Consider the following 25,089-nt stretch of genomic DNA (forward strand, 5'->3'; position numbering starts at 1 on the left):
ACCCCTCCTATTATGGGGCCATGACAATCTTTTCCGAATGGGGAGCACGGGGTCGCGCCCTTTTCAGCGACAGCAAGGGTCCCTGGGGCGCGCCGCCGGGATCCGGCGGAGGCGACGAGCCTCCTTCAGGCAATAGCCAAGGCGGCGGACCATGGGGCGAAGAACCGCGCCGTACCGGGCGGGGATCGGTGAGTTCGCTCGACGATTTCCTGAAGCGCAGCAAGGGTCGCTTTGGCGGACCAGGCGGCGGCAACTTCAATTTCGGTGGTCGGCCGGATCGTTCGCTATTCGGTTGGGCGGCGATCGCCGTCGCGCTGGTGTGGCTCCTGCTCACCACGATGCATCGGATCGCGCCCGAAGAGCGCGGCGTCGTCACCCGCTTCGGTCGCTACAGCCACACGCTTTCGCCGGGCATCGGCCTCACCTTGCCGTCCCCGATCGACCGGGTCGAAAAGGTCAATGTGGAGGAAATCCGCAACGAGGATATTGGTTCGGCCGCGGAAGAAACGCTGATGCTGACCGGCGATCAGAACATCATCGACATCGCCTATCAGGTCCGCTGGAACATCCGCGATCCCGAGCAATATCTCTACGAGCTAGCGACGCCGCAGGAAACGATCCGCCAGGTTGCCGAGAGCGCGATGCGACAGATCATATCCCAGGTCACCCTGCAGGATGCGATGGGCGCCGCTCGCGGATCCATCGAAACGCGCGTCCAGGAAGAAATGCAGCAGACGCTCGATGCCTATCAATCCGGCGTCGTGATCCAGGGTGTCGCGATCCGCCAGGCCGATCCGCCGGCTCAGGTAAATGAAGCGTTCAAGCAGGTTACTGCGGCCCAGCAGGCCGCCCAGAGCGACATCAACCAGGCCAATGCCTACGCCCTCCAGCTGCGCCAAATCGCGCAGGGCGAGGCGACGGCGTTCGACAAGGTCTATGAGCAGTACAAGCTTGCGCCGGAAGTGACCCGCCGCCGCATGTATTATGAAACGATGGAGCGAGTGTTGCGTAACGTCGACAAGACGATCGTCGAAACGCCCGGCGTAACGCCGTACCTGCCCTTGAACGAAGTCCGGCGCAGCCCGGCAGGAGCGCGCTGATGGACGCCCTTCGCCGTCACCCGATCGCCGCTGCCGCCTTTGGCTTCCTGCTGCTAGTCCTGTTGCTAAGCAGCGTGTCGATTGTCCCCGAAACTCGGCAGGGAATCATTGCCCAGTTCGGTAAGCCCGTACGGATTATCAATCGGTACAAAGAGGGCGACCAGTTCGGCGGAGTCGGCGCCGGCCTCGCAATCCGCATACCGTTCGTCGAAAATATCGTCTGGATCGACAAGCGCGTCCGCGACCTCGACATGGACAAGCAGCAGGTACTTTCGACCGACCAGCGCCGGTTGGAAGTCGACGCCTTCGCCCGTTACCGCGTCGTCGATCCGCTCCGCATGTATTTGGCGGCTCGGTCGGTCGACCGGGTTGAACTGGCATTGAAGCCGATCCTGGGCTCCCAGCTTCGCAACGAGCTTGGCAAGCGTCCGTTCGCCTCTCTCCTGTCGCCCGAGCGCGAGGGCGCGATGGAGAATATCCGTGGCGGACTCAATCGCGTTGCCCGGCAATATGGCGTCGAAATCGTTGATGTGCGCATCAAGAAGGCAGACCTGCCGAGCGGGTCGCCGCTCGACTCCGCATACGACCGGATGCGCACGGCGCGCGAGCAGGAGGCTCGTTCTATCCGTGCCGAGGGTCAAAAGCGCGCACAGATCATTCGTGCGGAGGCCGACGCTGAAGCTGCCCAGGTCTACGCCGCGGCCTTCGGCAAGGATCCGCAATTCTATGATTTCTACCGGGCGATGCAGTCCTACCAGACTACCTTCCTGCCGGAAGGTCAGGGCAAGGCGGGGCAAACCAACATCATTCTGTCGCCAAACAACGAATATCTGAAGGAATTCACTGGACGATAGGACCCGGTACTGTTCAATTCGCGTTCATGCGCTTGACCTAGCGTCGCTGCGTGCATCGCGAAGCCAAGCGAGGATGAGAATGAATTCGACGAAGGAGTTTCGACCCGTGCGCTACGCCTATGGGGTCGCCATGGCCCTGCTTTTGGGAGGTACCGCTTTTTCTGTCGCAACCGGCCAGGCCGGTGCGCAGGTGGCGCAGAATGCGCCGTCCGCCATCGTTCCGCGCGCCGGCGCGCCGGTGTCATTTGCGGACTTGGCGGCGAAGCTTGCGCCGGCGGTAGTCAACATCTCGACCAAGCAGCGGGTGCCCGTCCGGCGACAGGTCGATCCGTTTGAAGAATTCTTCCGCCGTTTCGGCGGGCAGTCGCCGCAGGGCCAGGGACAGGGACAGGGTCAAGGCCAAACGCCGGGGCAGGATTCGCCGCAGACCCGCGAAACCGGTTCGCTCGGCTCCGGCTTCATTATCTCGCCGGACGGCTACATCGTCACCAACAATCACCTGATCCAGGGTGTGGACGGTACAGGTACCGTCGACAGCGTGACCATCACCTTGTCCGACCGCCGCGAATTCCCGGCCCGGATCATCGGCCGTGACAGCGCTTCCGACCTCGCCTTGCTCAAGATCGAAGGCGCCGACCTTCCCTACGTCAATTGGGGCGATTCCACCCGGTCGCGGGTCGGCGACTGGGTGGTCGCGATCGGCAATCCCTATGGCCTTGGCGGAACCGTGACGGCCGGAATCATCTCCGCGCTGCATCGCGGAATCACCGGCATCGGCGCCTATGACCGCTACATCCAGACGGATGCCAGCATCAACATGGGCAACTCCGGCGGTCCGATGTTCGACATGGCTGGCAACGTCATCGGCATCAATTCGGCCCTGATCTCGCCGACCGGCGCAAGCGTCGGCATCGGCCTCGCCATTCCGGCGGAAGCTGCCAAGCCGGTCATCGAGGCGCTTCGCCGCGGCCAGCGTCCGGAGCGCGGCTATCTCGGTGTTTCACTGCAACCGCTCGACGAGAATATCGCGGGCGCCCTGAGCTTGCCGAAGGATCGTGGCGAACTGGTCCGCTCCGTTGTCCCGGGCGAAGCTGCGGCGAAAGCCGGGATCCAGCAGGGCGACGTCATCCTGAAGGTCGGCGGGCGCGATGTGACCCAGGACGAAACGGTCAGCTACCTGATCGCCAATTCGGGCGTTGGCAGCCGCGTGCCTCTGGAGATTGTCCGCGATGGCCGACGGCAGACCTTGCAGGTCCAGGTCGGGCAGCGCCCGACGGATGAGGAACTGGCCAAGCAGGCCGGCGGCGGCCAGGACCAGGAACAGGTGCTGGGCGAGGAAACGCCGGTTGCACCAGGCACGGCACTCGGCCTGTCGATGCAATCGCTCAACGAGCAGATCATCCGCGCGCTCAACCTTCCCACGGGCACGCGCGGCGTGGTCATCACCTCGATCGACCCGAGCAGCGACGCAGCCGAAAAGGGCATTCGCCGCGGCGACGTGATCATTTCGGTCAATCGCCAGCCTGTAAGCAGCCCGGCGCAAGTCCAGGCGGCGGTCGACGGTGCACGCCGCGCAGGGCGCAGCAGCGTCCTTCTACTGGTCAAACGCGGCCAGGCGCCGGAAGCCTTCGTGGGCGTCAACATTTCGGCTCGGTAAAGGTCCGGGTTGTTGACAGCTTCCCTTCGGCCTAGGCTTTCATTGCCTAGGCCGAAGGAGCGTGCTCCGTAGGCGTTTGAGCCGAAGGAGTGACTCGACCTGATGGCAAGCCAGTCTTCGACCAGTATCTTCATTGGTGCCGGCCCCGGTGGGGCCAATCCACAGCAGCTCGAGTTGAAGCGCGCCAACCGGCACGGACTCATCGCCGGCGCTACTGGTACGGGCAAGACCGTCACGCTGCAGGGGATCATCGAAGGCCTGTCTTCGGCCGGTGTCCCGACGTTCGTCTCCGACGTTAAGGGCGACCTCGCCGGCCTCTCGATGCCCGGCGCCGCCACCGCCAAGCCCCATGAAGCCTTCGCCGCCCGTGCGGCGGAAATCGGATATTCCGACTGGGCCTATGAAGGCTATCCGGCGCAATTCTGGGACCTGTTCGGGGAGCAGGGCCATCCGGTCCGCACCACCGTCAGCGAGATGGGGCCGTTGCTCCTGGCCCGCCTGATGAACCTCAACGAGGTTCAGGAAGGCGTCCTAACCATTGCCTTCCATGTCGCCGACAAGGAAGGGTTGATGATCCTCGACCTCGACGACCTGCAGGCAATGCTGGTCAATATCGGGGAGAGGGCGGACGAGCTGACCCTCGAATATGGCAATGTGTCGAAGCCGAGCGTCGGCGCGATCCAGCGCTCTCTGCTTCAACTGCGCGCCCAGGGCGGCGATCATTTCTTTGGTGAGCCTGCGCTCGATCTCGAGGATTTCCTGAAGCTCGACGAAAACGGCAAGGGGATCGTCAACATCCTCGCCGCGGACAAGCTGATGCAGAGCCCGCGGCTTTATTCGACCTTCCTGCTGTGGCTGCTGTCGGAACTGTTCGAGCTGCTTCCCGAGATCGGCGATCCGGACAAGCCCAAGCTCGGCTTCTTCTTCGACGAAGCGCACCTCCTGTTCGAAGATGCGCCGCCGGCGCTCCAGGAAAAGGTCGAGCAGGTCGTCCGGCTGATCCGGTCCAAGGGCGTCGGCGTCTATTTCATCACGCAGAATCCTATCGACATCCCCGACGATGTGGCGGGACAGCTCGGAAACCGTGTCCAGCATGCCTTGCGCGCCTTCACGCCGCGCGACCAGGCGGCCGTGAAATCGGCCGCCGAAACCTTCCGGCCCAATCCCGAAATCGACGTCACCAGCGCGATCACCGAACTGAAAGTGGGTGAGGCACTCGTTTCGCTGCTGATGCCGGACGGGGCGCCGACGCCGGTCGAACGAACCCTGATCAAGCCGCCGGCTTCCAGGGTCGGGCCCTTGACCCAGCAGGAACGGGCGATCCTGATCCAGACCGATGCGATCGGCGCCAAATATGACACGCTGCTCGACCGCGAGAGCGCCGAGGAGATTTTGAAGGCGAAGGGCGATGAAGCCGCCGCCGCCGCTGCCGCGACCAAGGCGCAGAATGATGCGGAGAAGGCGGCTGCGGAAGCAGCGCGGCTACAAGCCATCGCCGACAAGGAAGCCGCTCGCCAACGCGCCGCCACGGAGAAGGAAGAGGTACGCCAGCAGCGCGAAGCCGATCGGCTGGAAGCCCAGCGCCAGCGCGAACTGGAGCGCGAGGAAGCGCGCCGTGCCCGCGAGGCCGCAAAGCCCAGCATGGCTGACAAGATGATCCAGTCGGCCGGACGTTCAATCGCTTCATCCGTAGGCCGGCAGCTCGGCAATTCCTTGCTGCGCGGCATTTTTGGAGGTCTGCTTCGTGGCCGCTGATGCACCCTGCATGGATGTTCGGGACCTTGAACGGGACTGGCGCGACGCGCTCATCGATAAGGATGAGGCTGCGCTGCGCCGGCTGATCCACCCGCAATATAAGCTGGTGGGAATCCGCTCGACCGGCTCGGTTGCGGTCAATCTCGAACAGTGGATCGAGGCGCTGAAGCGAATGGATATCGCCAGCCTCGAGGTGAGGGTGATCGAATGCGTCGCCCTCGATAATGTGATCGTCGCGACGGTCGATGCCCAATGGAAGGTGCGTTACCTCGGGCAGGTCATCGACGAACGCGTTCTCCTGACCGATGTCTGGGTCAGGGTGGGCGATAGTTGGCAGGTAGTGCGGCGGCATAGTTCGCCGGTCCCGCCGGGGATCACTATCGGCGCCTGAGAATGGGCGCTGGCCCCAGCTCCGGTTGATTTTCCGTAAGGATCAGGCATTCTCTTCAAACGTTGATTGTCCGTGGAGGGGACGGGTATGATCACGTTTGTGCTGGCGCTCGCGTTGGCGGCGCCCAATCCTGCGTCAATCGACGCTCCACGCCATACGTTTCAGGCGTGCCTGAAGACGTTCGAAAGCAACCAGTCGAGAGCAAAGGTCGCGCCCGATGCCTATGCGACGGCGGTGAAATCCGCTTGTCCGACAGAGGCCCAGGCGCTGTCAGACGCGCTCGTCAAATTCGATACGGCGATGGGGACGAAGCGTCCCGCCGCGCTCGCCAATGCCGAGCGCGACGTCGACGATTATCGGCTGACCAGCGAGGAACGGTATCGCGACCTCAACGCGCCGCAATAGCGCGTTGAGCATGAGAGATTGTGCGGCTAGGCTTCCCTGATGGGAGTCCTGATCGCAGCGCTGCTGCTTGCCGCCACTGATGCGCCTCCGGTCACCGGTTTCTATCGTTCCAATCAGATGGAAGTGGGCGCGGCGCTCGAGCTCGATCCCGATGGCCGCTTCATGTACCAGCTCGATTATGGCGCCGTGTCCGAAGCGGCCGAAGGCACTTGGGTTTCCGATGGAGCAACAGTCTATCTGACGGCCACGCGAATGGAGGGTGCGTACAAGACGCATAACTTCAACCGCGAGCCGCTTAAAATCGATGGTGACCGCCTGCTGCTAGGCCGGTACGACACCGTCATCCGTTTCGAGCGGGAAGATTTGCCCGCTCCACCTGACAAGAAATGAGTGGAGGCGCTTGATGGCAACCGTGGCCGCACCAACGATGGGCATCAGGGAATTGACGCTTCGCGGCGTCATCCTCGGCGGCCTCATCACCCTGCTGTTCACGGCGGCCAACGTCTATCTTGGGCTCAGGCTCGGCCTCACCTTCGCCACGTCGATCCCGGCGGCGGTCATCTCCATGGCCGTGCTGCGCTATTTCCAGGGCGCGACGATCCAGGAAAACAACATCGTCCAGACGATCGCTTCGGCGGCCGGCACGCTTAGCGCGATCATCTTCGTGCTTCCCGGCCTGGTCATGGTCGGCTGGTGGACCGGCTTCCCCTTCTGGCTGTCGGTCGCGGTGATCGCCATCGGCGGCATCCTTGGCGTCATGTATTCCGTGCCGTTGCGGCGCGCGCTGGTGACAGGCTCCGATCTTCCATATCCCGAAGGCGTCGCGGCGGCCGAGGTGCTGAAGGTTGGCGCCGGCGTGGGCGGCGTCGAGGAGAATAAGCGCGGCCTTGCGGCGATCCTGATCAGCTCGCTGGTCGCGGCCGGCTATGCCATCCTCGCTCAGACCCGGATTCTTGCCGCCGACGCAGCCAAGACCTTCAAGTTCGGAGCCGGTGCGACGACCGTCTCCACCAGCCTGTCGATGGCGTTGATCGGTGTCGGCCACTTGGTCGGCCTTGGCGTCGGCATCGCCATGCTGGTCGGCATGATATTGAGCTGGTTCGTGCTGGTGCCCTGGCAAACCGGACTTGGCGGCGTCACAACCGCAGTCGATGTCGAGACGATCGTCGGGACGGTATTCCGGGAGAAGGTCCGCTTCATCGGCGCCGGAACCATCGGCGTCGCCGCGATCTGGACTCTGCTCAAGATCATCGGCCCGATCATCAAGGGCATCATGAGCGCCATCGCCGCCAATCGCGAACGCCGCGCAGGGCGGGGCGAAGGATTGGCGCTGACCGAACGTGATTTGCCGATCACCATCGTCGGCGGCGTCATCATCGCCTCGATGATCCCGATCTGGTTCCTGCTGGCCGCCTTTGCGCAATCCGGCCCGATCGCCGACGCGGCGGGCAGCACGCTCATCGTCACCATCGTCTACATATTGTTCGCTGGTGTCGTGATCGCGGCGGTCTGCGGTTATATGGCCGGCCTGATCGGTGCTTCGAACAGCCCGATTTCTGGTGTGGGCATCCTTGCCGTCCTCGGCATTTCACTGATCCTCGCCGCGCTGTTCCCAGCTGTGGACGCGACCGCGACGCAGAGCCTTGTCGCGTTCGCCCTGTTCGTGACCGCCATCGTGTTCGGCGTTGCGACCATCTCGAACGACAATCTTCAGGATTTGAAAACCGGCCAGCTGGTCGGAGCGACGCCATGGCGGCAGCAGTTCGCGCTGGTGCTGGGCGTCCTGTTCGGTGCGGTCGTCATCCCGCCGATCCTGACGCTTCTCAACGACGCATTCGGATTCCAGGGTGCTCCGGGCGCGGGCGAGAACGCTCTTGCCGCACCGCAAGCGGCCCTGATCTCCGCAATCGCGCAGGGCGTCCTTGGCGGGAACCTCGACTGGAACCTCATCGGCCTCGGCGCAGCGATCGGCATTGCCGCTTGCGCGATCGACGAGATATTGCGCGTGACCAAGCGCGGCATGCTCCCGCCGCTGGCGGTGGGCATGGGGATTTACCTGCCGATGGCCCTCACACTGCTGATCCCGGTCGGCGCTCTGATTGGCCACTTCTACGATCGGTGGGCCAAGACCGCGCCGAACCCGGCGTTCGCCGAACGGCTCGGCGTATTGATGGCCACCGGCCTCATCGTCGGAGAGTCGCTGTTCGGCGTTGCCTTCGCTGCGATCGTCGGCGCCACTGACAACTCCGCGCCGTTGGCACTGGTTGACGAATTCCAGTGGGCGGTCCCGCTCGGGCTCATCGTCTTCACCGGATCGATCCTCTGGCTCTACGCCAAGACCCGATCGGGTGCCGCGAAGCCGCTAGCGGCCTAGGACCTCGCGGCGAAGCGCGGCGGGCGGCAGCGGCGGCGCACCGCTCTCCGCCTTGCGGATCAGCTCGACGACCTTGCGATTGACGGGGGCATCGACGCCGAGCCGGTCGGCAAGCCGCACCAGTTCGCCATTGATATAATCCACCTCGGTCTTTCGCCCGGCGGCGAGGTCGTCGGCCATGGAGGATCGCGCCTTCTCGTCGATCTTCCACGCCTTCATGAAAAGGTTGCGGAACAGCCAGTCCGGCGATCCGATTACCGTGGGCAAAAGGGCCGGGCCCACCGCGCCGACCTTGGCGGGTTCGATGCCGGCCCGCTTCAACAGTTTGACGCCCTCGCGCTGGGAGGCCGCCACCACCCGGCGATAATCGCGCTGTAGAAGCTGTTCGACCAACGGCCGTCCCGAAAGTGCATTCACGGCATTGTTGAGATTGATGAGCAACTTGCCCCACGCAATCCCAAGCATGTCGTCCGACAGGTTCAAGGTGGCCGGGGAGGTGCCGATCGCCTTGGCCAGCGCCTGCGTTACCGGCATGTCCCCGGCATAAAGATCCCCGGCAACACCCTTGTGGAAGCGTCCATCGCCCAGATAGGCGACGTTGTAGGGCACCATTCCTCGAACGACGATAAAGCGATCCGCCAATTGCCGCTCTAGCACCTCGACGTTGCTGATGCCGTTCTGGAAGCTGATTACGGTGGTGCCCGGCCGTCCATGGGCGGCGATTTCCTTCGCCGCTTCCTCCGTCGCACCGCTCTTGACGCAAAGCGCGATAACATCCGCATCGGCAAGCGCGTCCGGATCGACCCGGTAATCGACTTCATCGGGCGCGAATGACTTTTGCCAGCCGTTATAGTCGCTGACCGTCATCCCGTTTCGGCGGATGTCGTCCGCGAAACCCTTGCGCCCGATAAAGCGGACATCCAGCCCCGCGGCCTGCCAGCATCCGCCGACAAAGCAGCCGATCGAGCCGGCCCCGAACATGGCGACCTTGGTCAGCCGCGGCCCCGATAGGAACTGACACCCTGTTCAGGCAGCCACAGCCCCTTGGGCGGCTCGCCCGATTGCCAGAAGACATCGATCGGCATCCCGCCGCGCGGATACCAATAACCGCCGATGCGGAGCCACTGCGGCTTCATCTCTTCGAACAGGCGCTGGCCGATGCCGACCGTCACATCCTCGTGGAACCCGCAATGGTTGCGGAACGAGCCGAGGAACAGCTTGAGGCTCTTCGACTCCACGATCGTTTCCGCGGGCGCATAATCGATCACGAGATGGGCGAAGTCGGGCTGCCCGGTGACCGGGCACAGCGAAGTGAACTCCGGCGCGGCGAAGCGCACCAGGTAGAGCGACCCGGCGCGCGGATTCGGCACATAATCGAGTTCGGCCACGTCGGGAGAAGAAGGTAGGGCGCTGGCCTGGCCCAGATGTTTCGGTGTAGTCGACATGGCGCGCCTCTTACGCCGCACTCACGCATTCCGGCAACGCCCAGTCGATCGGCGCCATCCCGTGGCTTTCGAGGAATGCATTGGCCTTGGAGAAATGCCTGCAGCCAAGGAAGCCGCTGTGGGCCGACAGCGGCGAAGGGTGGGGAGCCTTCAGCACGAGGTGGCGGGACTGGTCGACGAACGCTGCCTTCTTCTGCGCATAGCTGCCCCACAGCATGAAGACGACCGGCTGCTCCTTCGCATTCACCAGCCGGATCACCGCATCGGTAAACCGCTCCCACCCCTGGTCGCGGTGCGATGCGGCAAGGCCCATCTCCACGGTCAGGACGCTGTTGAGCAGCAGCACGCCCTGCTTCGCCCAATGCTCCAGAAATCCATGTGCAGGCCGGCGGATACCGAGATCGCTTTCCAACTCCTTGTAGATGTTGACCAGGCTCGGCGGCGGCCGGACCCCCTCAGGGACCGAAAAGCACAGGCCGTGCGCCTGCCCCGGCCCATGATAGGGATCCTGGCCGAGTATCACGACCTTGACCTCATCGAGCGGCGTCAGGTCGAGCGCTCGAAACCAATTGGCGCCCGCCGGGAAGATGCGCTTCCCTGCCTCGCGCTCGGCCATCAGAAACTGCTTCAGTTCGCCCATATAGGGCTGGTCGAACTCCGCCTGCAGCGGGGTGAGCCAGTTCGGGTGAAGCTTTACGTCGCTCATACCGTCGTCATTGCGAGCGCCGGAGGCGCGTGGCAATCCAGCAAATTGAACTGGATCGCTTCGCTCCGCTCACAATGACGGGAGAGAAACTATGGACTCGCTGGTTTCCACCGAATGGCTGGCGCGCAACCTCGGCGCAGCCGACCTCGCGATCGTCGATTCCAGCGCCTTCATGCCGAACGACGGCCGCGACGGAGGGGCGGAATTCCTTGAATCTCACATTCCGGGCGCGCGGTTCCTGGATATCAACCGGGTTTCGGACCGCTCGAACCCCGCGCCGCACATGTTGCCCTCGGCGGAAGATTTCGGCCGGGCGATGGCGGAACTCGGCGTTGGAAGGGACGACCGCATCGTCGTTTATGACAATTCGCCGCTTCGGACTGCGGCGCGCGGATGGTTCATGCTCCGTCATTTCGGCGCGGATCAGGTCGCGATCCTCGACGGCGGCTTCCAGAAATGGCGTTCCGAAGGGCGGCCGATCGAAGCCGGCGAGGCTTCGCCGCGCCAAGCCCGCTTCGATACTGAGGTCAGGAGTGGGGAGGTGGTGACGAAGGAGCAGATCCTTGCCGGCGTCGGCGCTCCAATCCTTGATGCCCGAGGGAAGGCCCGTTTCGAGGGCAGCGAACCCGATCCCCGGCCCAATGTCGGCACGGGCCATATTCCCGGCTCGAAGAACCTGCCCTTCGCGTCGCTATATCGCGAGGACGGTACGTTGAAGTCCGATGAGGAACTGCGTGCGGCGTTTGAACAGCTTCGGGTAGATCCGACCCAGGATTTCATCGCTACCTGCGGTTCAGGAGTAACCGCCAACTCGCTGATCTTCGCGGCTCAGCGTCTCGGCTGCCGGCGAGGCAAGCTCTACGATGGCAGTTGGAGCGAATGGGGCGCCGATCCGTCTACGCCCAAGGAGCAAGGCCCAGCCTAGAGGCTGAACAGCAGGTCGATCGAATTGACGCCGTCACGCAGTTCGCGCTTCAACCGTTCGAGCGTCGCGGCATGCGGCTCGCCGCCATTGTCGTGCAGCCTTGCAAGCGCCTCGAGGCCCGCCGCTGCCGCGGCGGCAGTCCGCGTCGACCGCGCATCATAGACGCGCTGCCTCGCTGCAGACGCTCCCGGCCAGGCCGCTGCCAGCTTGGCCTCGGCCATGCTGTCCGATGGCGCTTCCCCCGAAAACTGCTCGACGCAGGCCAGCGCCTGGCGAATCGACGCCAACCGCGCGACTGCCTCCGCATATGGCCCGGCATGCCCGCCGATAGCCTCGGCGGCGTCCACTTCCGATGCCTCGTCGGCCGATTCGGGTATGAAATGAATCATGCCCGACCGTTTGCCACGGTCGGGTAAATCTTCGGTAAATCAGCAAAACCGATTAAGCTGCGGTCGCTGCCTCGATGTCACGGAGGATCCAGCCGCGCTGCGGGATCGTCTCGATGAATTCCGCTCCGCCGCTGGCCGAACGAAGCTTCTTCCGAAGCTTGGAGATGAACACGTCGATGATCTTCGGCTGCGGCTGGTCGTCGGCGCGCCGGTAGAGATGCTTCAGCAGCATCTGCCGGGTGACGACGTTGTTGCGGGCGAACGCCAGCAGCTCGAGCACGCGATATTCCATCTCGGTGATTCCGATCGGATGACCGTCGATGCGGATGAGGCGCTGGATCGGGTCGACCGCGAGCCGGCCGCCGCACAGCGTCTCCGGCAGTTCGCTGCCGCTCGCCTTGAGGCTCGCCAGAAGCCGCGATGCCGCTTCTTCATTATCCTCGGGGCTCAGCGAAACCGGCGATCCAAGGATAAGCTGCTGGACCTCGGCAAGCGCCTGGTGCGCTTCCTCGACCAGCCGGCTGCCTTCCTCGAACCGGCGGCGCGAGCGATCAAGCAATGCCTCGATTTCGACGAGGCGCGTAGACAGGTTATCCGAACTCATGCTCCCCCTTTCGCCGCTTACTGCGGCGTCTGGGCCGAAGCGGTTTCGCTGTCGGCGGGTTGGGCGGCGATGATCGCCTGGGTCGACTGACCCTTGTCGAGGACCTTGGTCTCCGGATCGCCGGCGGTCGAGCGGATGCCGATAGCGGCACGATCGCGGCCGGCGCGCTCAAGTACCGACGTCTCGGTCGAGCTGCGCGGTGCCGGGCCGCCGAACAGTGCTTCGATCGCCTGGGTCTGCGCATCCTGCGCCGACATGCTGACGGTGCCGGCGACCGGCGGGGTCAGCGAATAGTCGGGCGGGATCACCAGCGGCGCGTTGCGGGCGACGGCGAATTCGTCGAGCGACTTCTGCTTCGGCCCGAAGGCGCCGCAGCCGGCAAGCAGGATCGCCGGTGCCAGGACGAAGAGGTACTTACGCATGTTCATTCATTCCTTCAGGCGCCTTGTCGCGGATGAGAAAGGCGCGGAGCAGCAAGATCACGACGCCGATGCTAATCGCCGCGTCGCCGACATTAAAGACATAAAACGGCCTGAACGTGCCAAAATGGAGGTCGAGGAAGTCTACCACATATCCGTAGCGCGTCCGATCGACGATATTGCCCAGCGCTCCGCCCAATACCATTGCCAGCGCAAGCTGGTCGCCGCGGGCCTCTTCCTTGCGAATCCATACAGCGACTCCGACCGCGATCGCGGCGGTGACGGCGACCAGGATCCAGCGGTGAGTCTCGTTCTGCGCCTGGGCGATTCCAAGGCTGATCCCGCGATTCTCGACCCAGGTGAAATCGAAGAAGGGGAGCAGCTGGATGTTCTGCACCGCCTCAAGGTTCAGCGGCCCGATGATGTACCATTTGCTGATCTGGTCGACGGCGAAGATCAGCAGCGCAAACAGGTATGCAGTAGTACGCTTATCCATTCACGACTTCCTCGCAACGCGCACACAGGTCGCCGTCCTCGACGACTTCTGGCAGGAGCCGCCAGCAACGGCCGCATTTGTGATAGCTGGACTTGGCCACGGACAGCTCATTGCCCCGACTGACTGACGACACAATGAACAGTTCCGCAAGCAATGCCGGGGCGGCATCGCTGGCCACCGTAACCGCAGCTTCCAGGCTTGATCCCACCACCTTCTCGCGGCGCAGCGGCTCGATCGCTTCGGTCACGCTTTCGCGAAGCTGGCGAAGTTCGGCCCAGCGGGCCTCCAGCGCCGTGTCTTCCCGCCATTCGGTGTCGATCAACGGCCATTCCAGCAGGTGGACGCTACCTTCTTCCGGATAACGCGTGCCCCACACTTCCTCCGCCGTGAACACCAGCACCGGCGCGGCCCAGCGGACCAGCGCATGGAACAGCGTGTCGAGCACCGTCCGATAGGCGCGTCGCCTGGGATCGCTCGGGGCGTCGCAATAGAGGCAGTCCTTGCGGATATCGAAGTAGAAGGCGCTGAGGTCGTTATTCGCGAAGTCCGTCAGCGCGCGGGTGTAATCGTTGAAGTCGTAATCGCTGACCGCTTTTCTGAGCCGCGCATCGAGCTCGGACGTCAGCGCCAGCATATAGCGTTCAAGCTCGGGCATCTCGGCGACCGGCAGCCGCTCTTCCTCCGTGAACCCGTCCAGCGCGCCGAGCAGGTAGCGGAACGTATTGCGCAGCTTGCGATACTGGTCGCCGACGCCGGCCAGGATTTCCTTGCCGATGCGGTGGTCCTCGGTGAAGTCGACCGACAGCGCCCACAGCCGCAAAATGTCCGCCCCATAATCGCGCATCAGGTCCAGCGGGCTGATCGTATTGCCAAGGCTCTTGGACATTTTCATGCCCTTGGAATCCATGGTGAAGCCATGGGTCAGCACCTGGTCGTAAGGCGCCCGACCCCGAGTGCCGCAGCTTTGCAGCAGCGACGACTGGAACCAGCCTCGATGCTGGTCGCTGCCTTCCAGATACAGGTCGGCGGGCCAGCGCTGCTCCGGCCAGTGCCCGCTTTCCAAGGTGAACACATGGGTGCAGCCACTGTCGAACCAGACATCGAGGATGTCGGTCACTTGCTCATAATCGTCGGCGTTATAAGCGTTGCCGAGGTATTCCTGGGCGCGGTTCTCTTCCCACGCGTCGACGCCCTCGGCCCGAACCGCGGCCACGATCCGCTCGTTGACCTCATGGTCGACCAGCAGCCTGCCGGTCTTCTTCTCGACGAACACGGCGATCGGAACGCCCCAGGCGCGCTGGCGGGACAGCACCCAGTCCGGGCGGTCCTCAACCATCGATCCGATACGATTGCGGCCCTTTTCGGGGACGAAGCGGGTCTCGCTGATCGCCTTCAGCGCGAGGCCGCGCAGGGTTGCGGTCTCGTCGGCAACATGCTGCTCGGGATCGAGCAGCGCACCGCCCTCATTTTCCCAGCGCTTCTCGGCCTTCGACTTCAAGTGATGGAGCCCCAGCGGCTTGTCCATCGCCACGAACCACTGCGGCGTGCAGCGGTAGATGACCTTGGCCTTGGACCGCCAGCTGTGCGGATAGCTGTGCTGGTAGTCATAGCTTGCCGCGAGCAGCGCCCCGGCGTCGCGCAGGTCGTTGTTGATCGGGCCATCCGGCGCGTTGAACTTGGGATTGATGACACTTCCCTGGCCACCCAGCCACAGCCAGTCGGACCGATACTTGCCGTCGCCCTCGACCGCAAAGACCGGGTCGATCCCGTTCGCCTTGCATAGTTCGAAATCGTCTTCGCCATGGTCAGGCGCCATGTGGACCAGCCCGGTACCGCTGTCCGTGGTGACGAACTCGCCCGGCAGGAACGGACGGGGTCGCGCGAAGAAATCGCCGAGATTGTGCATCGGGTGCCGGGCCACCGAGCCGGCAAGGTCGGTGCCCTTGTACGTCCCAAGCGCGTGTTCTTTAATATCGAACGGCTCGGTCAGTCCTTCGGCATGTGGGCCCATTCCGGTACGTTCGAAAAAGCCTGCGAGCAGCTCGGTAGCGACGAGGAACTTCCGGCCGTCAGGTTCCGGTGCGCGATACAGGTGATATTCTACCTCCGGACCGTAGGCGATGCCTTGGTTGACCGGAATCGTCCACGGTGTCGTCGTCCAGACGACTGCATAGGCGCCGACCAGTTCCGGGATCGGACTTTCGACGATCTCGAACGCCACATCGATCTGGGTCGAGGTGATGTCTTCATATTCTATCTCGGCTTCGGCCAGCGCGGTCTTCTCGACCGGCGACCACATCACCGGCTTGGCGCCGCGATACAGCTGGCCGCTCTCCGCGAACTTGTAGAGCTCGGAGACGATCGTCCCCTCGGCTTCGAAGTTCATGGTGAGGTAGGGCTGGTCCCACTGGCCAGTGATTCCGAGCCGCTGGAACTGCTCGGTCTGGACCGTCACCCAATGCTCCGCATAGGCGCGGCACTCGGCCCGGAACTCCTTGATCGGCACCTCGTCCTTGTTGAGCTTTTTCTTGCGATACTGCTCCTCGATCTTCCATTCGATCGGCAGGCCGTGGCAGTCCCAGCCGGGCACATAGGGCGCGTCCTTCCCCAGCAGCGTCTGGGTGCGGACGACCATGTCCTTCAACGTCTTGTTGAGCGCATGGCCGATGTGGATGTCGCCGTTGGCGTAGGGCGGGCCATCGTGGAAGATGAACTTCTCGCGCCCCTCGCGGTGCGCACGAACCTGCTCGTAAAGGCCGCTCTCCTGCCATTTGGCAAGGATGACGGGCTCCTTCTGCGGAAGGCCGGCCTTCATCGGAAAGTCGGTCTTGGGCAGGAAGACGGTGGACCTGTAGTCGGGTTTCACGGGCGTATCAGGCTTATCAGACATCGCGCGCGGCATTAGCGGGCGGTTTGCCGCTTGCAAACCTTTCCGTCATTGCGAGGAGCGCAGCGACGCGGCAATCCAGCCTGGATTGCTTCGCTACGCTCGCAATGACGGCATTAGCAACCGCCTCGCCTCTCTCGCATCCGCATCCATCTGCGCCTTCAGCGCATCGAGGCTATCGAACTTCATTTCAGGCCGCAGATAATGGTGAAGCGCGATCTCGATCGTGCGCCCGTACAGGTCGCCGTCGAAATCGAACAGCACCGCTTCCAGCAATTCGGTAGGCGGATCAAAAGTCGGCCGGACGCCAAGGTTTGCGACGCCCGCATGCTCGCTGCCGTTATCCAGCGTCACGCGCACCGCATAGATGCCGTACTTGGGTCGAAGATATTTGCCGAGTTCCACATTGGCCGTCGGCCAGCCAAGATCGCGGCCGCGCTTGTCGCCATGGATGACGGTGCCCTGGATCGCGAACGGTCGGGTGAGCATCTTTGTCGCGGCTCCGGGATCGCCCGCCTGCAGCGCTTCGCGGACCCGGCCGGACGAGATGCGCACGCCGTCGATCAGCACGGCTTCCACCGTCTCTGCACCGATTCCATATGTGGCGCCTTGCACCCGAAGCACCTCGGCATTGCCACCTCGGCCCTTGCCGAAGGTGAAGTCCTCGCCCGTGACGACTCCCGCGGCGCCGAAGCGATCAGCCAAAATCCCGGCGACGAAATCCTCGGCTGTCGTACTGGCCAGCTCGGCGCCGAAGTTGAACACCAGCATCGCGTCCGCGCCCGCCTGGGCGAACAGCCGCTCGCGCTGGTCCAGCGTGGTCAACCGGAATGGCGGGGTATCCGGCCTGAAGTGGCGAACCGGGTGCGGATCGAAGGTTGCGACGATGACCGGCCGCCGCTCGTGGGCACCGCGCTGCACCGCCCTGCCGACCACCGCCTGGTGACCGAGGTGAAAGCCATCGAAATTGCCAAGCGCGATGATCGCGCCGCGAAGCTCGTCGGGGATCGGCTGGTCATGGAACAGGCGCTGCATCGCCGCTTGCCCTAATGGCTAGCGCTTTCGGCGGCAATCTTGGGGAAAATCCTGTCCTACAGGGTACGCGATCTGGCATGGACAACGCTCGCTGCTCTTTCTTATCGTCCGCAACCTGTCGAGTTTCCATTCGGATTGCCGTAAGGTCACTAAGGTCGCACGAAATGGCCTATGTCCTTGAGACATTTGTGACCTTAAGGGCCAACGGGTCGCTTGACTCTCTTCGGGGCCACTCCTACATGCCCGCCATCCCGTTTCACCGGTTGACCGGCGGCGCATTCGTGCGCGCGCCGTTTTTCCATTGGAGCGGGTCAACGCTTTGAGATGGGATAGTCGGGTGCCCGCTGTCCTGTGGAGCTAGGAGAATATCGTTCATGGCACGTATTGCGGGCGTCAACCTGCCCACCAACAAGCGCGTTGTTATCGCGCTCCAGTATATCCACGGCATTGGCCAGGCCAAAGCCAAGGAAATCACCGAGAAGCTGTCGATCGCTCCGGAACGCCGCGTTCAGGACCTGACGGACCAGGAAGTGCTGCACATCCGTGAAGCAATCGATGCCGGATACACCGTCGAGGGTGACCTTCGTCGTGAGACGGCGATGAACATCAAGCGTTTGATGGACCTCGCCTGCTATCGCGGCCTGCGTCACCGCAAGGGCCTGCCGGTCCGCGGCCAGCGCACGCACACCAATGCGCGCACTCGCAAGGGCAAGGCCAAGCCGATCGCCGGCAAGAAGAAGTAAGCTCGAAGTGAGTGACCGCGTGGGACGCGGTTGCGAGACCGAGCTCAGCTAAAGATTTAGGGATTTCCTATGGCACAAGCACCACAGCGCATTCGCCGCCGCGAGCGCAAGAACATCACTTCTGGCGTCGCGCATGTGAACGCCAGCTTCAACAACACCATGATCACCATCACCGACGCGCAGGGCAATGCGATTGCCTGGTCCAGCGCCGGCATGATGGGCTTCAAGGGCAGCCGTAAGTCCACTCCGTACGCGGCACAGGTCGCGGCGGAAGACGCAGGCCGCAAGGCCGCCGAGCATGGCGTCCGCACCCTCGAAGTCGAAGTGAAGGGCCCGGGTTCGGGCCGCGAGAGCGCGCTTCGCGCACTCCAGGCGGTCGGTTTCCAGATCACGTCCATCCGCGACGTGACCCCGATCCCGCACAACGGCGTCCGCCCGTCCAAGCGCCGCCGCGTCTGACCGTTTCGCCCGAACTCATCCTTCGGGCGAGTGGTTGGAAAGAAAGTAGTTCAAAATCAGGAGTTTAGCGGGACGCCGCGACTCCGCACTGCCAAGGAAGAAACATGGCCGTCAACGCAAAGAACTGGCAGGAACTCAAGAAGCCGAACGCTCTGGAGCGCAAGCCCGGCACCGACGTTCGCCGCAAGGCGGTGTTCGTGGCCGAGCCGCTGGAGCGCGGTTTCGGCATGACGCTCGGCAACAGCCTGCGCCGCGTGCTCCTGAGCTCGCTGCAGGGCGCCGCCGTCACCTCGATCAAGATCGAAGGCGTGCTTCATGAGTTCTCGAGCCTCGCAGGGGTTCGCGAGGACGTTACCGACATCATCCTCAACGTGAAGCAGATCGCGCTGAAGATGGAAGGCGAAGGCCCGAAGCGGCTTCAGCTGTCGGCCACTGGCCCGGGCGAAGTCACCGCCGGCCAGATCGCCACCACCGGCGACATCGAAGTCACCAATCCGGAACTGGTCATCTGCCACCTGGACGATGGCGCGACGCTCAACATGGAGCTGACCGCGGACGTCGGTAAGGGCTATGTCCCGGCCGCCGCCAACCGTCCGGCCGATGCGCCGATCGGCCTGATCCCGGTTGACGCTCTCTACGGTCCGGTCCGCCAGGTCGCCTACAAGGTGGAAAACACCCGCGTCGGCCAGGAACTGGACTATGACAAGCTGACCCTGACCATCGAGACTGACGGCACGATCACGCCGGAAGACTCGCTGGGCTACGCCGCCAAGATCCTTCAGGACCAGCTGCAGCTGTTCGTCCACTTCGACGACAGCCAGATCCGCATGGCTCCGGCCGCCGGCGTGGTTGGCACCGCTGGTGTCCCGGGAGCACCGGAAGGCGCAACCACCGACACCAACCAGCTCAACCGCTACCTCCTCAAGAAGGTCGATGAGCTGGAACTGTCGGTCCGCAGCGCCAACTGCCTGAAGAACGACAACATCATCTACATCGGCGACCTGGTCCAGAAGACCGAGGCCGAGATGCTCCGCACGCCGAACTTCGGCCGCAAGAGCCTCAACGAGATCAAGGAAGTCCTTGCCTCGATGGGCCTGCGCCTCGGCATGGACATCCCAGGCTGGCCGCCGGAAAACATCGAAGAGATGGCCAAGAAGCTCGAACAAGAGCTCCTGGGTTAAAGCCCAGCCGCTTTTTCAGTTTGCGTAAAGAAGGGTCGTGGCGAAAGCCGCGGCCCTTTTTGCTTGGGCTCCGGTGACAGGGCGGGCCTCGCATCGGACAGGCCGAGCGCCCGCGTCCAACTGCCACTCGTTCATTACCTTTCCCCGAAGATCGAGGAGTGTACGAGTATGAAACTCATTCTTGCGGCCATCGCCGCTGCCGGCCTAGCCGCGCCCGCCATGTCACAGGGCGTGGGCGGAATCATCCTGACAAACACCGAATTCCAGGGTGGATTCAGCAACAACGGCCAATGCACCGCTGCGCTCGCCAAGGTGCGCAACAAGCAGCGGCTCGACGCGTCCCTGCGCGGCGAAGCCTATCGCAGCCTGTCCGCTTCGGCCTTCCAGAAGGCCAGCCTTCGCACGACCCGATGCGAACGGATCGACGGGCGCCATCGTGTTGTGTTCTATGCCGACGGCTTTCCGGGGTAACCGGACGCCATGAATCAGAAGGCCCGCGGCAATCGCTGCGGGCCTTTGCTATTCCGGTCTTAGCGGACGGTCAGGCCATTTCTCTGAAGCAATAGGCGCCAGCCGTGCGATGGGCCTGCGCCATTTCCGCGTCGCTGAACGGAAGCGGCGCCTTCAATGCCTTCAGATGCTGGAGATAGGTCTCGACCAATTGGAGCCGGCGAAAGCGCGCGGCTTCGGTGACGGCGCGCGACGCGGCAGCCATCTCCTCATAGGCGCGGCGTCGATAATAGCGAATGTCAGACTCCACGGCCGTCCCCTCCCAAAGAACAGTCGCCTCGTTAACGCACGAGTCGGAGCGCGCAATTTAACGGATGCTTGCCCAACGTCGAGTCCGGACGCTTAACCAGCCACTGCTTGGCGTGGGCTTGCGCGGAAACCGACAACGCAAAGAACCAGCATCGCCAAGTTCGCCGCGAAGTCGAGCATCATCCACTCGTTGAACAGCGGCACGACGAAGACGAACCAATAGTTGAACCAGAAGAACGGGAGCAGCGCCAAGCCGTAGGCCAGGAAGGTGGCCCGGGTGAACCGGCTGAAGGCGGCGAAAATTCCGGCCAGCATCGCTTGCGCCCCGAAACAGCCCATCATCACCGCAGAGGTCGCAGTGCCATGGTAATGTTCGGGCCGGAAGGTCAGTCGCTCGACCATTTGCGGGAAGAACAGGCACCAGGCACCCAGGACAAGGAACGGTACGGCGATGAGCCGTTGCGCGACGATCGGGGTCATTGCGCGCGGCTAAAAACGGTGCCGTGAACCATTGCCTTGCCTGACGCGCCATGCGGCCAGTCGGGGCGATCGAACTGGATGCCGCCGCCGGTCCCGAACCGCTCGTCCAGGGCAAGCTGGCCGGTTTCCTGGTCGAACTTCAGCATAGCCAGCCAGCTATCGACCATGCCGGTGACAACGACGCGGTCGCTATTCCGGTCCGCGGCAATCCAGTGGGGCACGTGGAAGCCATGGGGCATCGTCAGCCTTGATACCTCGACCGGCTTATCGGGATTGCTGGTATCGAGGACGACCAGGCCGTTAATGGCGCCGACCGTCTGGATCCAGTATTTGCCGACGACGAGCGGGACCGCGCACATGTCGTGTAGGCCCGGGCCTGACGGAAAGGCGTGCACTTGCCTGGCGGTGGGCTTCGCGGAGGTGATCCCGTCGATCTTGAACAGGCCGCAGGTGAAGGTGTTCACATAGACGCTTCCGTCGGCGAGCAGGCGCGGCTCCGCCGGGAAGATATTGTGCTTGCCCTTGTCGCCGTCCGGAAGCGCGACGCTGGCCAGCAGCTGCAATTCGCTCAGCGACCAGACCTGGACGTGGCTGGTATCCGGGCTCTTCCAGCTTGGTCCCATGCCCATATCGGTGCTGGTGGTGATGACGCGGTCGGCGGCCGGTGCGATTGCCAGGCTGTAGGGCCAGTTGATCGCGGTTGGAATGTCGGGCGTGGCGGAAGGCGTCGCGCGGACCAATTGACCACGCTCGTCGAGTTCGACGAGCCCGCCGGGCGGGGCATATTTGTCGCCGATCGACTGGAAGGTGACGAGCGTGTTCCCGCTCGGCAAGCGGGCAAAGCTGTGCGGATAGCTATACTGACCGGCGCGCTTGAAATCGGCCGCGACACGCGGTTTCAGCGGGTCGGCGATGTCCAGGACGAAACTGTGGCTCGCCTTCCAGCCGTTGGCGAACAAGGTCGTGCCCGGCGGCGTTTCATATTCGATGTGATGCGGCATCGTCGCCTTGGTGCCAGTCGGCGCGGTAGCAACGACCTTGCCATAGCTCGCACTTGCCGGATCGGCATCGATGACCGCGAGAAAGTCGCTGTCCTTCTCATCCGCATCGCCTGCCCAGGCGTAGAGATATTGCGCCGGTCTTGTCGTTTCTGCAGCCGCAGCAGCACCGCTGAAACCCGCCAAAAAAATAGCTGAAATTACTAGTGCAGCGTTCGCCATGGCCTGCCCCTCACGGCTGTGGAAAATTCGCTGGCGTCGAGGCTGGTCCCGGGAGGGGCACTAGTCAAGGTAAGCGAGCCGTCCGGCCCAACCGTCCCGTCCCGTCATTCCATCTCCGAGCCCTTGGCCGCGCCCCGATGGCCGAGCACGAAGCCCGCAATGCCGCTGAGAAGCGCGATCACCGCTTCGCCCTCGATGACGCCCATCAGGCCCAGCAAAGATGCTGCCAGCACGATCATCATGATGGTCGCAAGCTTGGGAACGTCCGTCTGCCGCAGGATCCCCGCAATACCGGACGCGGACAGATTGCCCTTCCAGAACATCGTGATGTAAACGATGGCCGCGCCACCGATCAGAATTCCAAATGCAATCAACAGGAACTGGGCGAGCTGGAGGATGAAATCCAGAAGCTCGGGGGTTACGCCATTCGCCATCGCAGGTCTCCCACCGTCCTCATGCCGGAATTTATCCGATGCCGTTGAAGTCGCCAATGAAATAACGGGGCCGGAATGAGCGCCGCTCAAACTTGACTCCGCGCGCGTAATCGGGTTGAGGAGCCCGCGACGGCGGGGCTCGTGGCCTCGCCATTGCTTTTTAAGGGAAAAGGGGCGGCTCCCAATCAAGTCCGCCTGGCTGGGGTTACCTTACACGGACCCCTGACGAACGAAGGAAGAAGATCATGCGTCATCGCGTCGCCGGCCGTAAGCTGCAGCGCACCTCGGCCCACCGTGCGGCAATGTTCCGCAACATGGCCGCAGCCCTCATCAAGCATGAGCAGATCACCACCACCACCGCCAAGGCGAAGGAGCTCCGCCCCTACGTCGAGAAGCTGGTCACGCTGGCCAAGAAGGGCGGCCTTTCGAACCGCCGCCTGGCCCATGCGCGCCTGATGGACGACACGCAGCTTGTGAAGCTGTTCGACGTCATCGCCGCGCGCTACGCCGACCGCAACGGTGGCTACACCCGCGTCATCAAGGCCGGCATCCGCGCGTCGGACGCTGCCCCGATCGCGATCATCGAATTCGTCGACCGCGACACCTCGGCCAAGGGCCAGGATTCGGGTCCGGTCATGATTGACGAGGAAGCCGAAGCCTAAGCCTTCGCTTTCACAGCCAGGAACAACGAAGGGTCGCGGCCGATGCCGCGGCCCTTTTTGCATGCTGGCATGAAGGGGCGTGGGCGCCTATCTGAGCCCCATGAGCAAGCCCATCAAGATCGACTTCGTTTCCGACGTGTCATGCCCGTGGTGCGTCATCGGCCTTAAGGGGCTGGAACAGGCTTTGGAACGTGTCCCTGAGGTGCAGGCGGAAGTTCGGTTCCAGCCGTTCGAGCTTAATCCGAATATGCCACCGGAAGGGCAGCGGCTGGTCGATTATGCGGCGCAGAAATATGGCTCGACACCTGAGCAGCTGGCTGAACGGCGGGCGATGGTCCGGGAACGGGCGGGGGATCTTGGGTTCACCATCGCGCTGCCCCCGGAAGAAGGGCGGGTGTACAACACGTTTGATGCGCACCGCTTGCTGCATTGGGCGGGGCAGGAAGGACGGCAGCGGGAGCTGAAGCTCGCGCTGTTCGATGCCTATTTCACCCAGTGCCTCAATCCTGCCGATCACGGCGTGCTTGCCGATGCGGCGGAGAAGGCCGGCCTGGACCGCGAAGCCGCTGCGGCACTGCTCTCGTCGCATCGGTTCGCGCGGGAAGTGCGGGAAGAGGAAGAGCAATGGCGGGCAAAGGGCATCAACGCGGTGCCAGCGGTCATCATTAACGATCGCTACCTGATTTCCGGCGGCCAGCCGTCCGAGGTATTCGAGCAGGCGATCCGGAAGATCGCCGCGGAAGGTGCCGAAGCGCCAGCCGCCTGATCCAGCCTAGAATTGCCGGACGGTCTCCCCCATATGTCCGCCATGCAGAACGAACGGAAAGCGGCCGAAGCGGAATTCTGGCGGATGGCCCGATGGATCGCCGTCATCGGCGTTGTCATGGCGGCCGGTGCGATCGCCTACCTCGCGGCGACCGGAGAGCTTTATTTCCATCTGGTCGTGGCGACGATCCTTGGCGTCTTCTTCTCGGTGCTGCTGGGTTGCGGACTGTTCGCCTTGTCCTTTTTCAGCGACAAGAGCGGCCACGACCAGTCGGTCAGCGACGCGACCAGCCGCAAGGAATAACCCGGCATTTCGGCAATGTGACAGTCATGTTGCCTCGAATCTGGACAAGTTGAACTTTCGGCTGGAAAGTATCCCGGTTGCGGGCGTTATTGCCGTTCACAACTCGGGATTTCTGACAGCCTATGAAGCTTTCCTATTTCGCAGCCGTGCCCGCAGCATTTGTGGTCGTGGCGGCTGTTAGTCCAAGTCTGTGGGCGGCCGAGCAGAAGTCCAGCGCAATGAGCTTCTTCGAAGGGCGGACGGAAAGCCTGGCGACGATCAAGCTGGTCATGAAGAAGCCCTACAAGTCGCGAAGCATCGGACGCGGCGAAATCAAGCCTGACGGTTCCCTGCTCCTCGTCCAGCGGGTCGAGGATGAGGGGAAGCCGCCCCATGAGCGGCGATGGCATATCCGGGAGACTTCGCCGGGCAAGTTCACCGGAACCATGTCGGAGGCCAAGGGCCCGATTACGGTCGACGAGGTGGGCGGTCGATATCGCTTCCGCTTCAAGATGAAGGGCAATGTCTCGGTCGAGCAATGGATCGCGCCATTGCCGGGCGGAAAAACCGCGAGCACCAAGGTCACGATCCGCAAGATGGGGATCACGGTCGGCCAATCCGAAGGCACGATCAAGCGGCTCGACTAAAATCGACCTGCGCC

At 63.2% G+C, this 25,089-nt stretch carries 30 protein-coding genes; 17 read left to right on the forward strand and 13 right to left on the reverse strand.

Annotated features, from left to right (window positions below):
- Window positions 1-20: 20 nt before the first annotated feature.
- The 8 genes from hflK to LZ496_RS11015 all read left to right on the forward strand — a co-directional run bounded on the left by hflK (window position 21) and on the right by LZ496_RS11015 (window position 8,536).
- The gene (gene hflK / locus LZ496_RS10980; protein WP_249904719.1) at window positions 21-1,100 is read left to right on the forward strand and encodes an FtsH protease activity modulator HflK; all 1,080 of its coding nucleotides are present in this window, start codon (window positions 21-23) and stop codon (window positions 1,098-1,100) included.
- Entirely contained in the window at window positions 1,100-1,954 is an 855-nt protein-coding gene (gene hflC, locus LZ496_RS10985; protein WP_249904720.1) for a protease modulator HflC, read from the forward strand. The genes hflK and hflC overlap by 1 nt, the downstream gene beginning before the upstream one ends.
- A 106-nt stretch (window positions 1,955-2,060) precedes the next feature.
- On the forward strand, window positions 2,061-3,611 hold the full coding sequence (locus LZ496_RS10990) for a Do family serine endopeptidase (protein WP_249904721.1): 1,551 nt from the start codon (window positions 2,061-2,063) through the stop codon (window positions 3,609-3,611).
- 102 nt (window positions 3,612-3,713) lie between these two features.
- Complete coding sequence (locus LZ496_RS10995) at window positions 3,714-5,366, forward strand: helicase HerA-like domain-containing protein (protein ID WP_249904722.1); 1,653 nt, start codon at window positions 3,714-3,716, stop codon at window positions 5,364-5,366.
- On the forward strand, window positions 5,356-5,757 hold the full coding sequence (locus tag LZ496_RS11000) for a nuclear transport factor 2 family protein (protein ID WP_249904723.1): 402 nt from the start codon (window positions 5,356-5,358) through the stop codon (window positions 5,755-5,757). The genes LZ496_RS10995 and LZ496_RS11000 overlap by 11 nt, the downstream gene beginning before the upstream one ends.
- Window positions 5,758-5,844: 87 nt before the next feature.
- A complete protein-coding gene (locus LZ496_RS11005; RefSeq protein WP_249904724.1) occupies window positions 5,845-6,162 on the forward strand; it encodes a hypothetical protein in 318 nt (105 codons plus the stop codon).
- A gap of 39 nt (window positions 6,163-6,201) precedes the next feature.
- Window positions 6,202-6,552 carry a hypothetical protein gene (locus tag LZ496_RS11010; protein WP_249904725.1) on the forward strand — a complete coding sequence of 117 codons (351 nt, stop codon included), beginning with the start codon at window positions 6,202-6,204 and terminating at the stop codon, window positions 6,550-6,552.
- A 13-nt stretch (window positions 6,553-6,565) separates the two neighbouring features.
- The gene (locus tag LZ496_RS11015) at window positions 6,566-8,536 is read left to right on the forward strand and encodes an OPT family oligopeptide transporter (RefSeq protein WP_249904726.1); all 1,971 of its coding nucleotides are present in this window, start codon (window positions 6,566-6,568) and stop codon (window positions 8,534-8,536) included.
- Here the strand turns inward: LZ496_RS11015 and LZ496_RS11020 are convergent.
- The 3 genes from LZ496_RS11020 to ung are packed head-to-tail and all read right to left on the reverse strand — an operon-like array spanning window position 8,525 to window position 10,687.
- Window positions 8,525-9,517 carry a 2-dehydropantoate 2-reductase gene (locus LZ496_RS11020; protein ID WP_249904727.1) on the reverse strand — a complete coding sequence of 331 codons (993 nt, stop codon included), beginning with the start codon at window positions 9,515-9,517 and terminating at the stop codon, window positions 8,525-8,527. The genes LZ496_RS11015 and LZ496_RS11020 overlap by 12 nt on opposite strands.
- An 11-nt stretch (window positions 9,518-9,528) precedes the next feature.
- Window positions 9,529-9,981, reverse strand: a complete 453-nt coding sequence (gene queF / locus LZ496_RS11025) for a preQ(1) synthase (protein WP_249904728.1) — start codon at window positions 9,979-9,981, stop codon at window positions 9,529-9,531.
- 10 nt (window positions 9,982-9,991) lie between these two features.
- Entirely contained in the window at window positions 9,992-10,687 is a 696-nt protein-coding gene (ung, locus tag LZ496_RS11030; RefSeq protein WP_249904729.1) for a uracil-DNA glycosylase, read from the reverse strand.
- Between the two features lie 91 nt (window positions 10,688-10,778).
- On the opposite strand from ung, the gene LZ496_RS11035 reads away from it, so the two are divergent.
- On the forward strand, window positions 10,779-11,612 hold the full coding sequence (locus tag LZ496_RS11035; protein ID WP_249904730.1) for a sulfurtransferase: 834 nt from the start codon (window positions 10,779-10,781) through the stop codon (window positions 11,610-11,612).
- Here LZ496_RS11035 and LZ496_RS11040 read toward each other — a convergent pair.
- The 6 genes from LZ496_RS11040 to LZ496_RS11065 form a co-directional block, all read right to left on the reverse strand.
- On the reverse strand, window positions 11,609-12,001 hold the full coding sequence (locus LZ496_RS11040; protein ID WP_249904731.1) for a hypothetical protein: 393 nt from the start codon (window positions 11,999-12,001) through the stop codon (window positions 11,609-11,611). The two genes, LZ496_RS11035 and LZ496_RS11040, sit on opposite strands and share 4 nt — an antisense overlap.
- 52 nt (window positions 12,002-12,053) lie before the next feature.
- On the reverse strand, window positions 12,054-12,605 hold the full coding sequence (locus tag LZ496_RS11045) for a winged helix-turn-helix domain-containing protein (protein WP_249904732.1): 552 nt from the start codon (window positions 12,603-12,605) through the stop codon (window positions 12,054-12,056).
- Between the two features lie 17 nt (window positions 12,606-12,622).
- Window positions 12,623-13,027 (reverse strand): DUF3035 domain-containing protein, encoded by a 405-nt coding sequence (locus tag LZ496_RS11050; protein ID WP_249904733.1) that lies wholly within the window; start codon window positions 13,025-13,027, stop codon window positions 12,623-12,625.
- Window positions 13,020-13,520, reverse strand: coding sequence for a signal peptidase II (gene lspA / locus LZ496_RS11055; RefSeq protein WP_249904734.1), 501 nt, complete (start codon window positions 13,518-13,520; stop codon window positions 13,020-13,022). The genes LZ496_RS11050 and lspA overlap by 8 nt, the downstream gene beginning before the upstream one ends.
- The gene (gene ileS, locus LZ496_RS11060; protein ID WP_249904735.1) at window positions 13,513-16,410 is read right to left on the reverse strand and encodes an isoleucine--tRNA ligase; all 2,898 of its coding nucleotides are present in this window, start codon (window positions 16,408-16,410) and stop codon (window positions 13,513-13,515) included. Before ileS ends, lspA begins: the two co-directional genes overlap by 8 nt.
- A 93-nt stretch (window positions 16,411-16,503) precedes the next feature.
- Complete coding sequence (locus LZ496_RS11065; protein WP_249904736.1) at window positions 16,504-17,442, reverse strand: bifunctional riboflavin kinase/FAD synthetase; 939 nt, start codon at window positions 17,440-17,442, stop codon at window positions 16,504-16,506.
- Between the two features lie 374 nt (window positions 17,443-17,816).
- Here LZ496_RS11065 and rpsM point away from each other — a divergent pair, with 374 nt between their 5' ends.
- The 4 genes from rpsM (at window position 17,817) to LZ496_RS11085 (ending at window position 20,296) form a co-directional block, all read left to right on the forward strand.
- Window positions 17,817-18,185: a 30S ribosomal protein S13 gene (gene rpsM, locus LZ496_RS11070; RefSeq protein WP_249904737.1), complete on the forward strand. Its 369-nt coding sequence runs from the start codon at window positions 17,817-17,819 to the stop codon at window positions 18,183-18,185.
- A gap of 69 nt (window positions 18,186-18,254) precedes the next feature.
- Window positions 18,255-18,644 carry a 30S ribosomal protein S11 gene (gene rpsK, locus LZ496_RS11075; RefSeq protein ID WP_249904738.1) on the forward strand — a complete coding sequence of 130 codons (390 nt, stop codon included), beginning with the start codon at window positions 18,255-18,257 and terminating at the stop codon, window positions 18,642-18,644.
- Window positions 18,645-18,748: 104 nt separating this feature from the next.
- The gene (locus LZ496_RS11080) at window positions 18,749-19,825 is read left to right on the forward strand and encodes a DNA-directed RNA polymerase subunit alpha (RefSeq protein WP_249904739.1); all 1,077 of its coding nucleotides are present in this window, start codon (window positions 18,749-18,751) and stop codon (window positions 19,823-19,825) included.
- Window positions 19,826-19,993: 168 nt separating this feature from the next.
- On the forward strand, window positions 19,994-20,296 hold the full coding sequence (locus LZ496_RS11085; protein ID WP_249904740.1) for a hypothetical protein: 303 nt from the start codon (window positions 19,994-19,996) through the stop codon (window positions 20,294-20,296).
- A 70-nt stretch (window positions 20,297-20,366) separates the two neighbouring features.
- Here the strand turns inward: LZ496_RS11085 and LZ496_RS11090 are convergent, their stop codons facing one another.
- From LZ496_RS11090 to LZ496_RS11105, 4 genes are all read right to left on the reverse strand, one after another.
- Window positions 20,367-20,585 carry a hypothetical protein gene (locus LZ496_RS11090; protein ID WP_249904741.1) on the reverse strand — a complete coding sequence of 73 codons (219 nt, stop codon included), beginning with the start codon at window positions 20,583-20,585 and terminating at the stop codon, window positions 20,367-20,369.
- A 92-nt stretch (window positions 20,586-20,677) separates the two neighbouring features.
- Window positions 20,678-21,064, reverse strand: coding sequence for a hypothetical protein (locus LZ496_RS11095; protein ID WP_249904742.1), 387 nt, complete (start codon window positions 21,062-21,064; stop codon window positions 20,678-20,680).
- Entirely contained in the window at window positions 21,061-22,248 is a 1,188-nt protein-coding gene (locus tag LZ496_RS11100; RefSeq protein ID WP_249904743.1) for a selenium-binding family protein, read from the reverse strand. Before LZ496_RS11100 ends, LZ496_RS11095 begins: the two co-directional genes overlap by 4 nt.
- A 140-nt stretch (window positions 22,249-22,388) precedes the next feature.
- Window positions 22,389-22,718 carry a hypothetical protein gene (locus LZ496_RS11105; RefSeq protein ID WP_249904744.1) on the reverse strand — a complete coding sequence of 110 codons (330 nt, stop codon included), beginning with the start codon at window positions 22,716-22,718 and terminating at the stop codon, window positions 22,389-22,391.
- Window positions 22,719-22,963: 245 nt separating this feature from the next.
- On the opposite strand from LZ496_RS11105, the gene rplQ reads away from it, so the two are divergent.
- The 4 genes from rplQ to LZ496_RS11125 all read left to right on the forward strand — a co-directional run bounded on the left by rplQ (window position 22,964) and on the right by LZ496_RS11125 (window position 25,075).
- Window positions 22,964-23,380, forward strand: a complete 417-nt coding sequence (gene rplQ / locus LZ496_RS11110; RefSeq protein WP_249904745.1) for a 50S ribosomal protein L17 — start codon at window positions 22,964-22,966, stop codon at window positions 23,378-23,380.
- Between the two features lie 100 nt (window positions 23,381-23,480).
- Window positions 23,481-24,146, forward strand: coding sequence for a DsbA family oxidoreductase (locus tag LZ496_RS11115; RefSeq protein ID WP_249904746.1), 666 nt, complete (start codon window positions 23,481-23,483; stop codon window positions 24,144-24,146).
- Window positions 24,147-24,188: 42 nt separating this feature from the next.
- On the forward strand, window positions 24,189-24,449 hold the full coding sequence (locus LZ496_RS11120) for a hypothetical protein (RefSeq protein ID WP_249904747.1): 261 nt from the start codon (window positions 24,189-24,191) through the stop codon (window positions 24,447-24,449).
- Window positions 24,450-24,571: 122 nt separating this feature from the next.
- Entirely contained in the window at window positions 24,572-25,075 is a 504-nt protein-coding gene (locus LZ496_RS11125; protein WP_249904748.1) for a DUF3833 domain-containing protein, read from the forward strand.
- Window positions 25,076-25,089 lie beyond the last annotated feature (14 nt).

It is taken from the genome of Sphingomonas caseinilytica (assembly GCF_023516455.1).
GTDB lineage: Bacteria > Pseudomonadota > Alphaproteobacteria > Sphingomonadales > Sphingomonadaceae > Sphingomicrobium > Sphingomicrobium caseinilyticum.

Excerpts from the sequence above, each read along its gene's own strand:
- LZ496_RS11015 (WP_249904726.1), top strand. The coding sequence starts at position 6,566 with ATGGCAACCGTGGCCGCACCAACGATGGGCATCAGGGAATTGACGCTT.
- ung (WP_249904729.1), bottom strand. The coding sequence starts at position 10,687 with ATGAGCGACGTAAAGCTTCACCCGAACTGGCTCACCCCGCTGCAGGCG.
- LZ496_RS11005 (WP_249904724.1), top strand. The coding sequence starts at position 5,845 with ATGATCACGTTTGTGCTGGCGCTCGCGTTGGCGGCGCCCAATCCTGCG.
- rpsM (WP_249904737.1), top strand. The coding sequence starts at position 17,817 with ATGGCACGTATTGCGGGCGTCAACCTGCCCACCAACAAGCGCGTTGTT.
- rpsK (WP_249904738.1), top strand. The coding sequence starts at position 18,255 with ATGGCACAAGCACCACAGCGCATTCGCCGCCGCGAGCGCAAGAACATC.
- LZ496_RS11095 (WP_249904742.1), bottom strand. The coding sequence starts at position 21,064 with ATGACCCCGATCGTCGCGCAACGGCTCATCGCCGTACCGTTCCTTGTC.
- LZ496_RS11045 (WP_249904732.1), bottom strand. The coding sequence starts at position 12,605 with ATGAGTTCGGATAACCTGTCTACGCGCCTCGTCGAAATCGAGGCATTG.
- LZ496_RS11085 (WP_249904740.1), top strand. The coding sequence starts at position 19,994 with ATGAAACTCATTCTTGCGGCCATCGCCGCTGCCGGCCTAGCCGCGCCC.
- LZ496_RS10995 (WP_249904722.1), top strand. The coding sequence starts at position 3,714 with ATGGCAAGCCAGTCTTCGACCAGTATCTTCATTGGTGCCGGCCCCGGT.
- LZ496_RS11125 (WP_249904748.1), top strand. The coding sequence starts at position 24,572 with ATGAAGCTTTCCTATTTCGCAGCCGTGCCCGCAGCATTTGTGGTCGTG.
- LZ496_RS11065 (WP_249904736.1), bottom strand. The coding sequence starts at position 17,442 with ATGCAGCGCCTGTTCCATGACCAGCCGATCCCCGACGAGCTTCGCGGC.
- LZ496_RS11050 (WP_249904733.1), bottom strand. The coding sequence starts at position 13,027 with ATGCGTAAGTACCTCTTCGTCCTGGCACCGGCGATCCTGCTTGCCGGC.
- LZ496_RS11105 (WP_249904744.1), bottom strand. The coding sequence starts at position 22,718 with ATGGCGAATGGCGTAACCCCCGAGCTTCTGGATTTCATCCTCCAGCTC.
- ileS (WP_249904735.1), bottom strand. The coding sequence starts at position 16,410 with ATGTCTGATAAGCCTGATACGCCCGTGAAACCCGACTACAGGTCCACC.
- lspA (WP_249904734.1), bottom strand. The coding sequence starts at position 13,520 with ATGGATAAGCGTACTACTGCATACCTGTTTGCGCTGCTGATCTTCGCC.
- rplQ (WP_249904745.1), top strand. The coding sequence starts at position 22,964 with ATGCGTCATCGCGTCGCCGGCCGTAAGCTGCAGCGCACCTCGGCCCAC.
- LZ496_RS11080 (WP_249904739.1), top strand. The coding sequence starts at position 18,749 with ATGGCCGTCAACGCAAAGAACTGGCAGGAACTCAAGAAGCCGAACGCT.
- LZ496_RS11115 (WP_249904746.1), top strand. The coding sequence starts at position 23,481 with ATGAGCAAGCCCATCAAGATCGACTTCGTTTCCGACGTGTCATGCCCG.
- LZ496_RS11120 (WP_249904747.1), top strand. The coding sequence starts at position 24,189 with ATGCAGAACGAACGGAAAGCGGCCGAAGCGGAATTCTGGCGGATGGCC.
- hflC (WP_249904720.1), top strand. The coding sequence starts at position 1,100 with ATGGACGCCCTTCGCCGTCACCCGATCGCCGCTGCCGCCTTTGGCTTC.
- LZ496_RS11020 (WP_249904727.1), bottom strand. The coding sequence starts at position 9,517 with ATGTTCGGGGCCGGCTCGATCGGCTGCTTTGTCGGCGGATGCTGGCAG.
- hflK (WP_249904719.1), top strand. The coding sequence starts at position 21 with ATGACAATCTTTTCCGAATGGGGAGCACGGGGTCGCGCCCTTTTCAGC.
- queF (WP_249904728.1), bottom strand. The coding sequence starts at position 9,981 with ATGTCGACTACACCGAAACATCTGGGCCAGGCCAGCGCCCTACCTTCT.
- LZ496_RS11010 (WP_249904725.1), top strand. The coding sequence starts at position 6,202 with ATGGGAGTCCTGATCGCAGCGCTGCTGCTTGCCGCCACTGATGCGCCT.
- LZ496_RS11035 (WP_249904730.1), top strand. The coding sequence starts at position 10,779 with ATGGACTCGCTGGTTTCCACCGAATGGCTGGCGCGCAACCTCGGCGCA.
- LZ496_RS11040 (WP_249904731.1), bottom strand. The coding sequence starts at position 12,001 with ATGATTCATTTCATACCCGAATCGGCCGACGAGGCATCGGAAGTGGAC.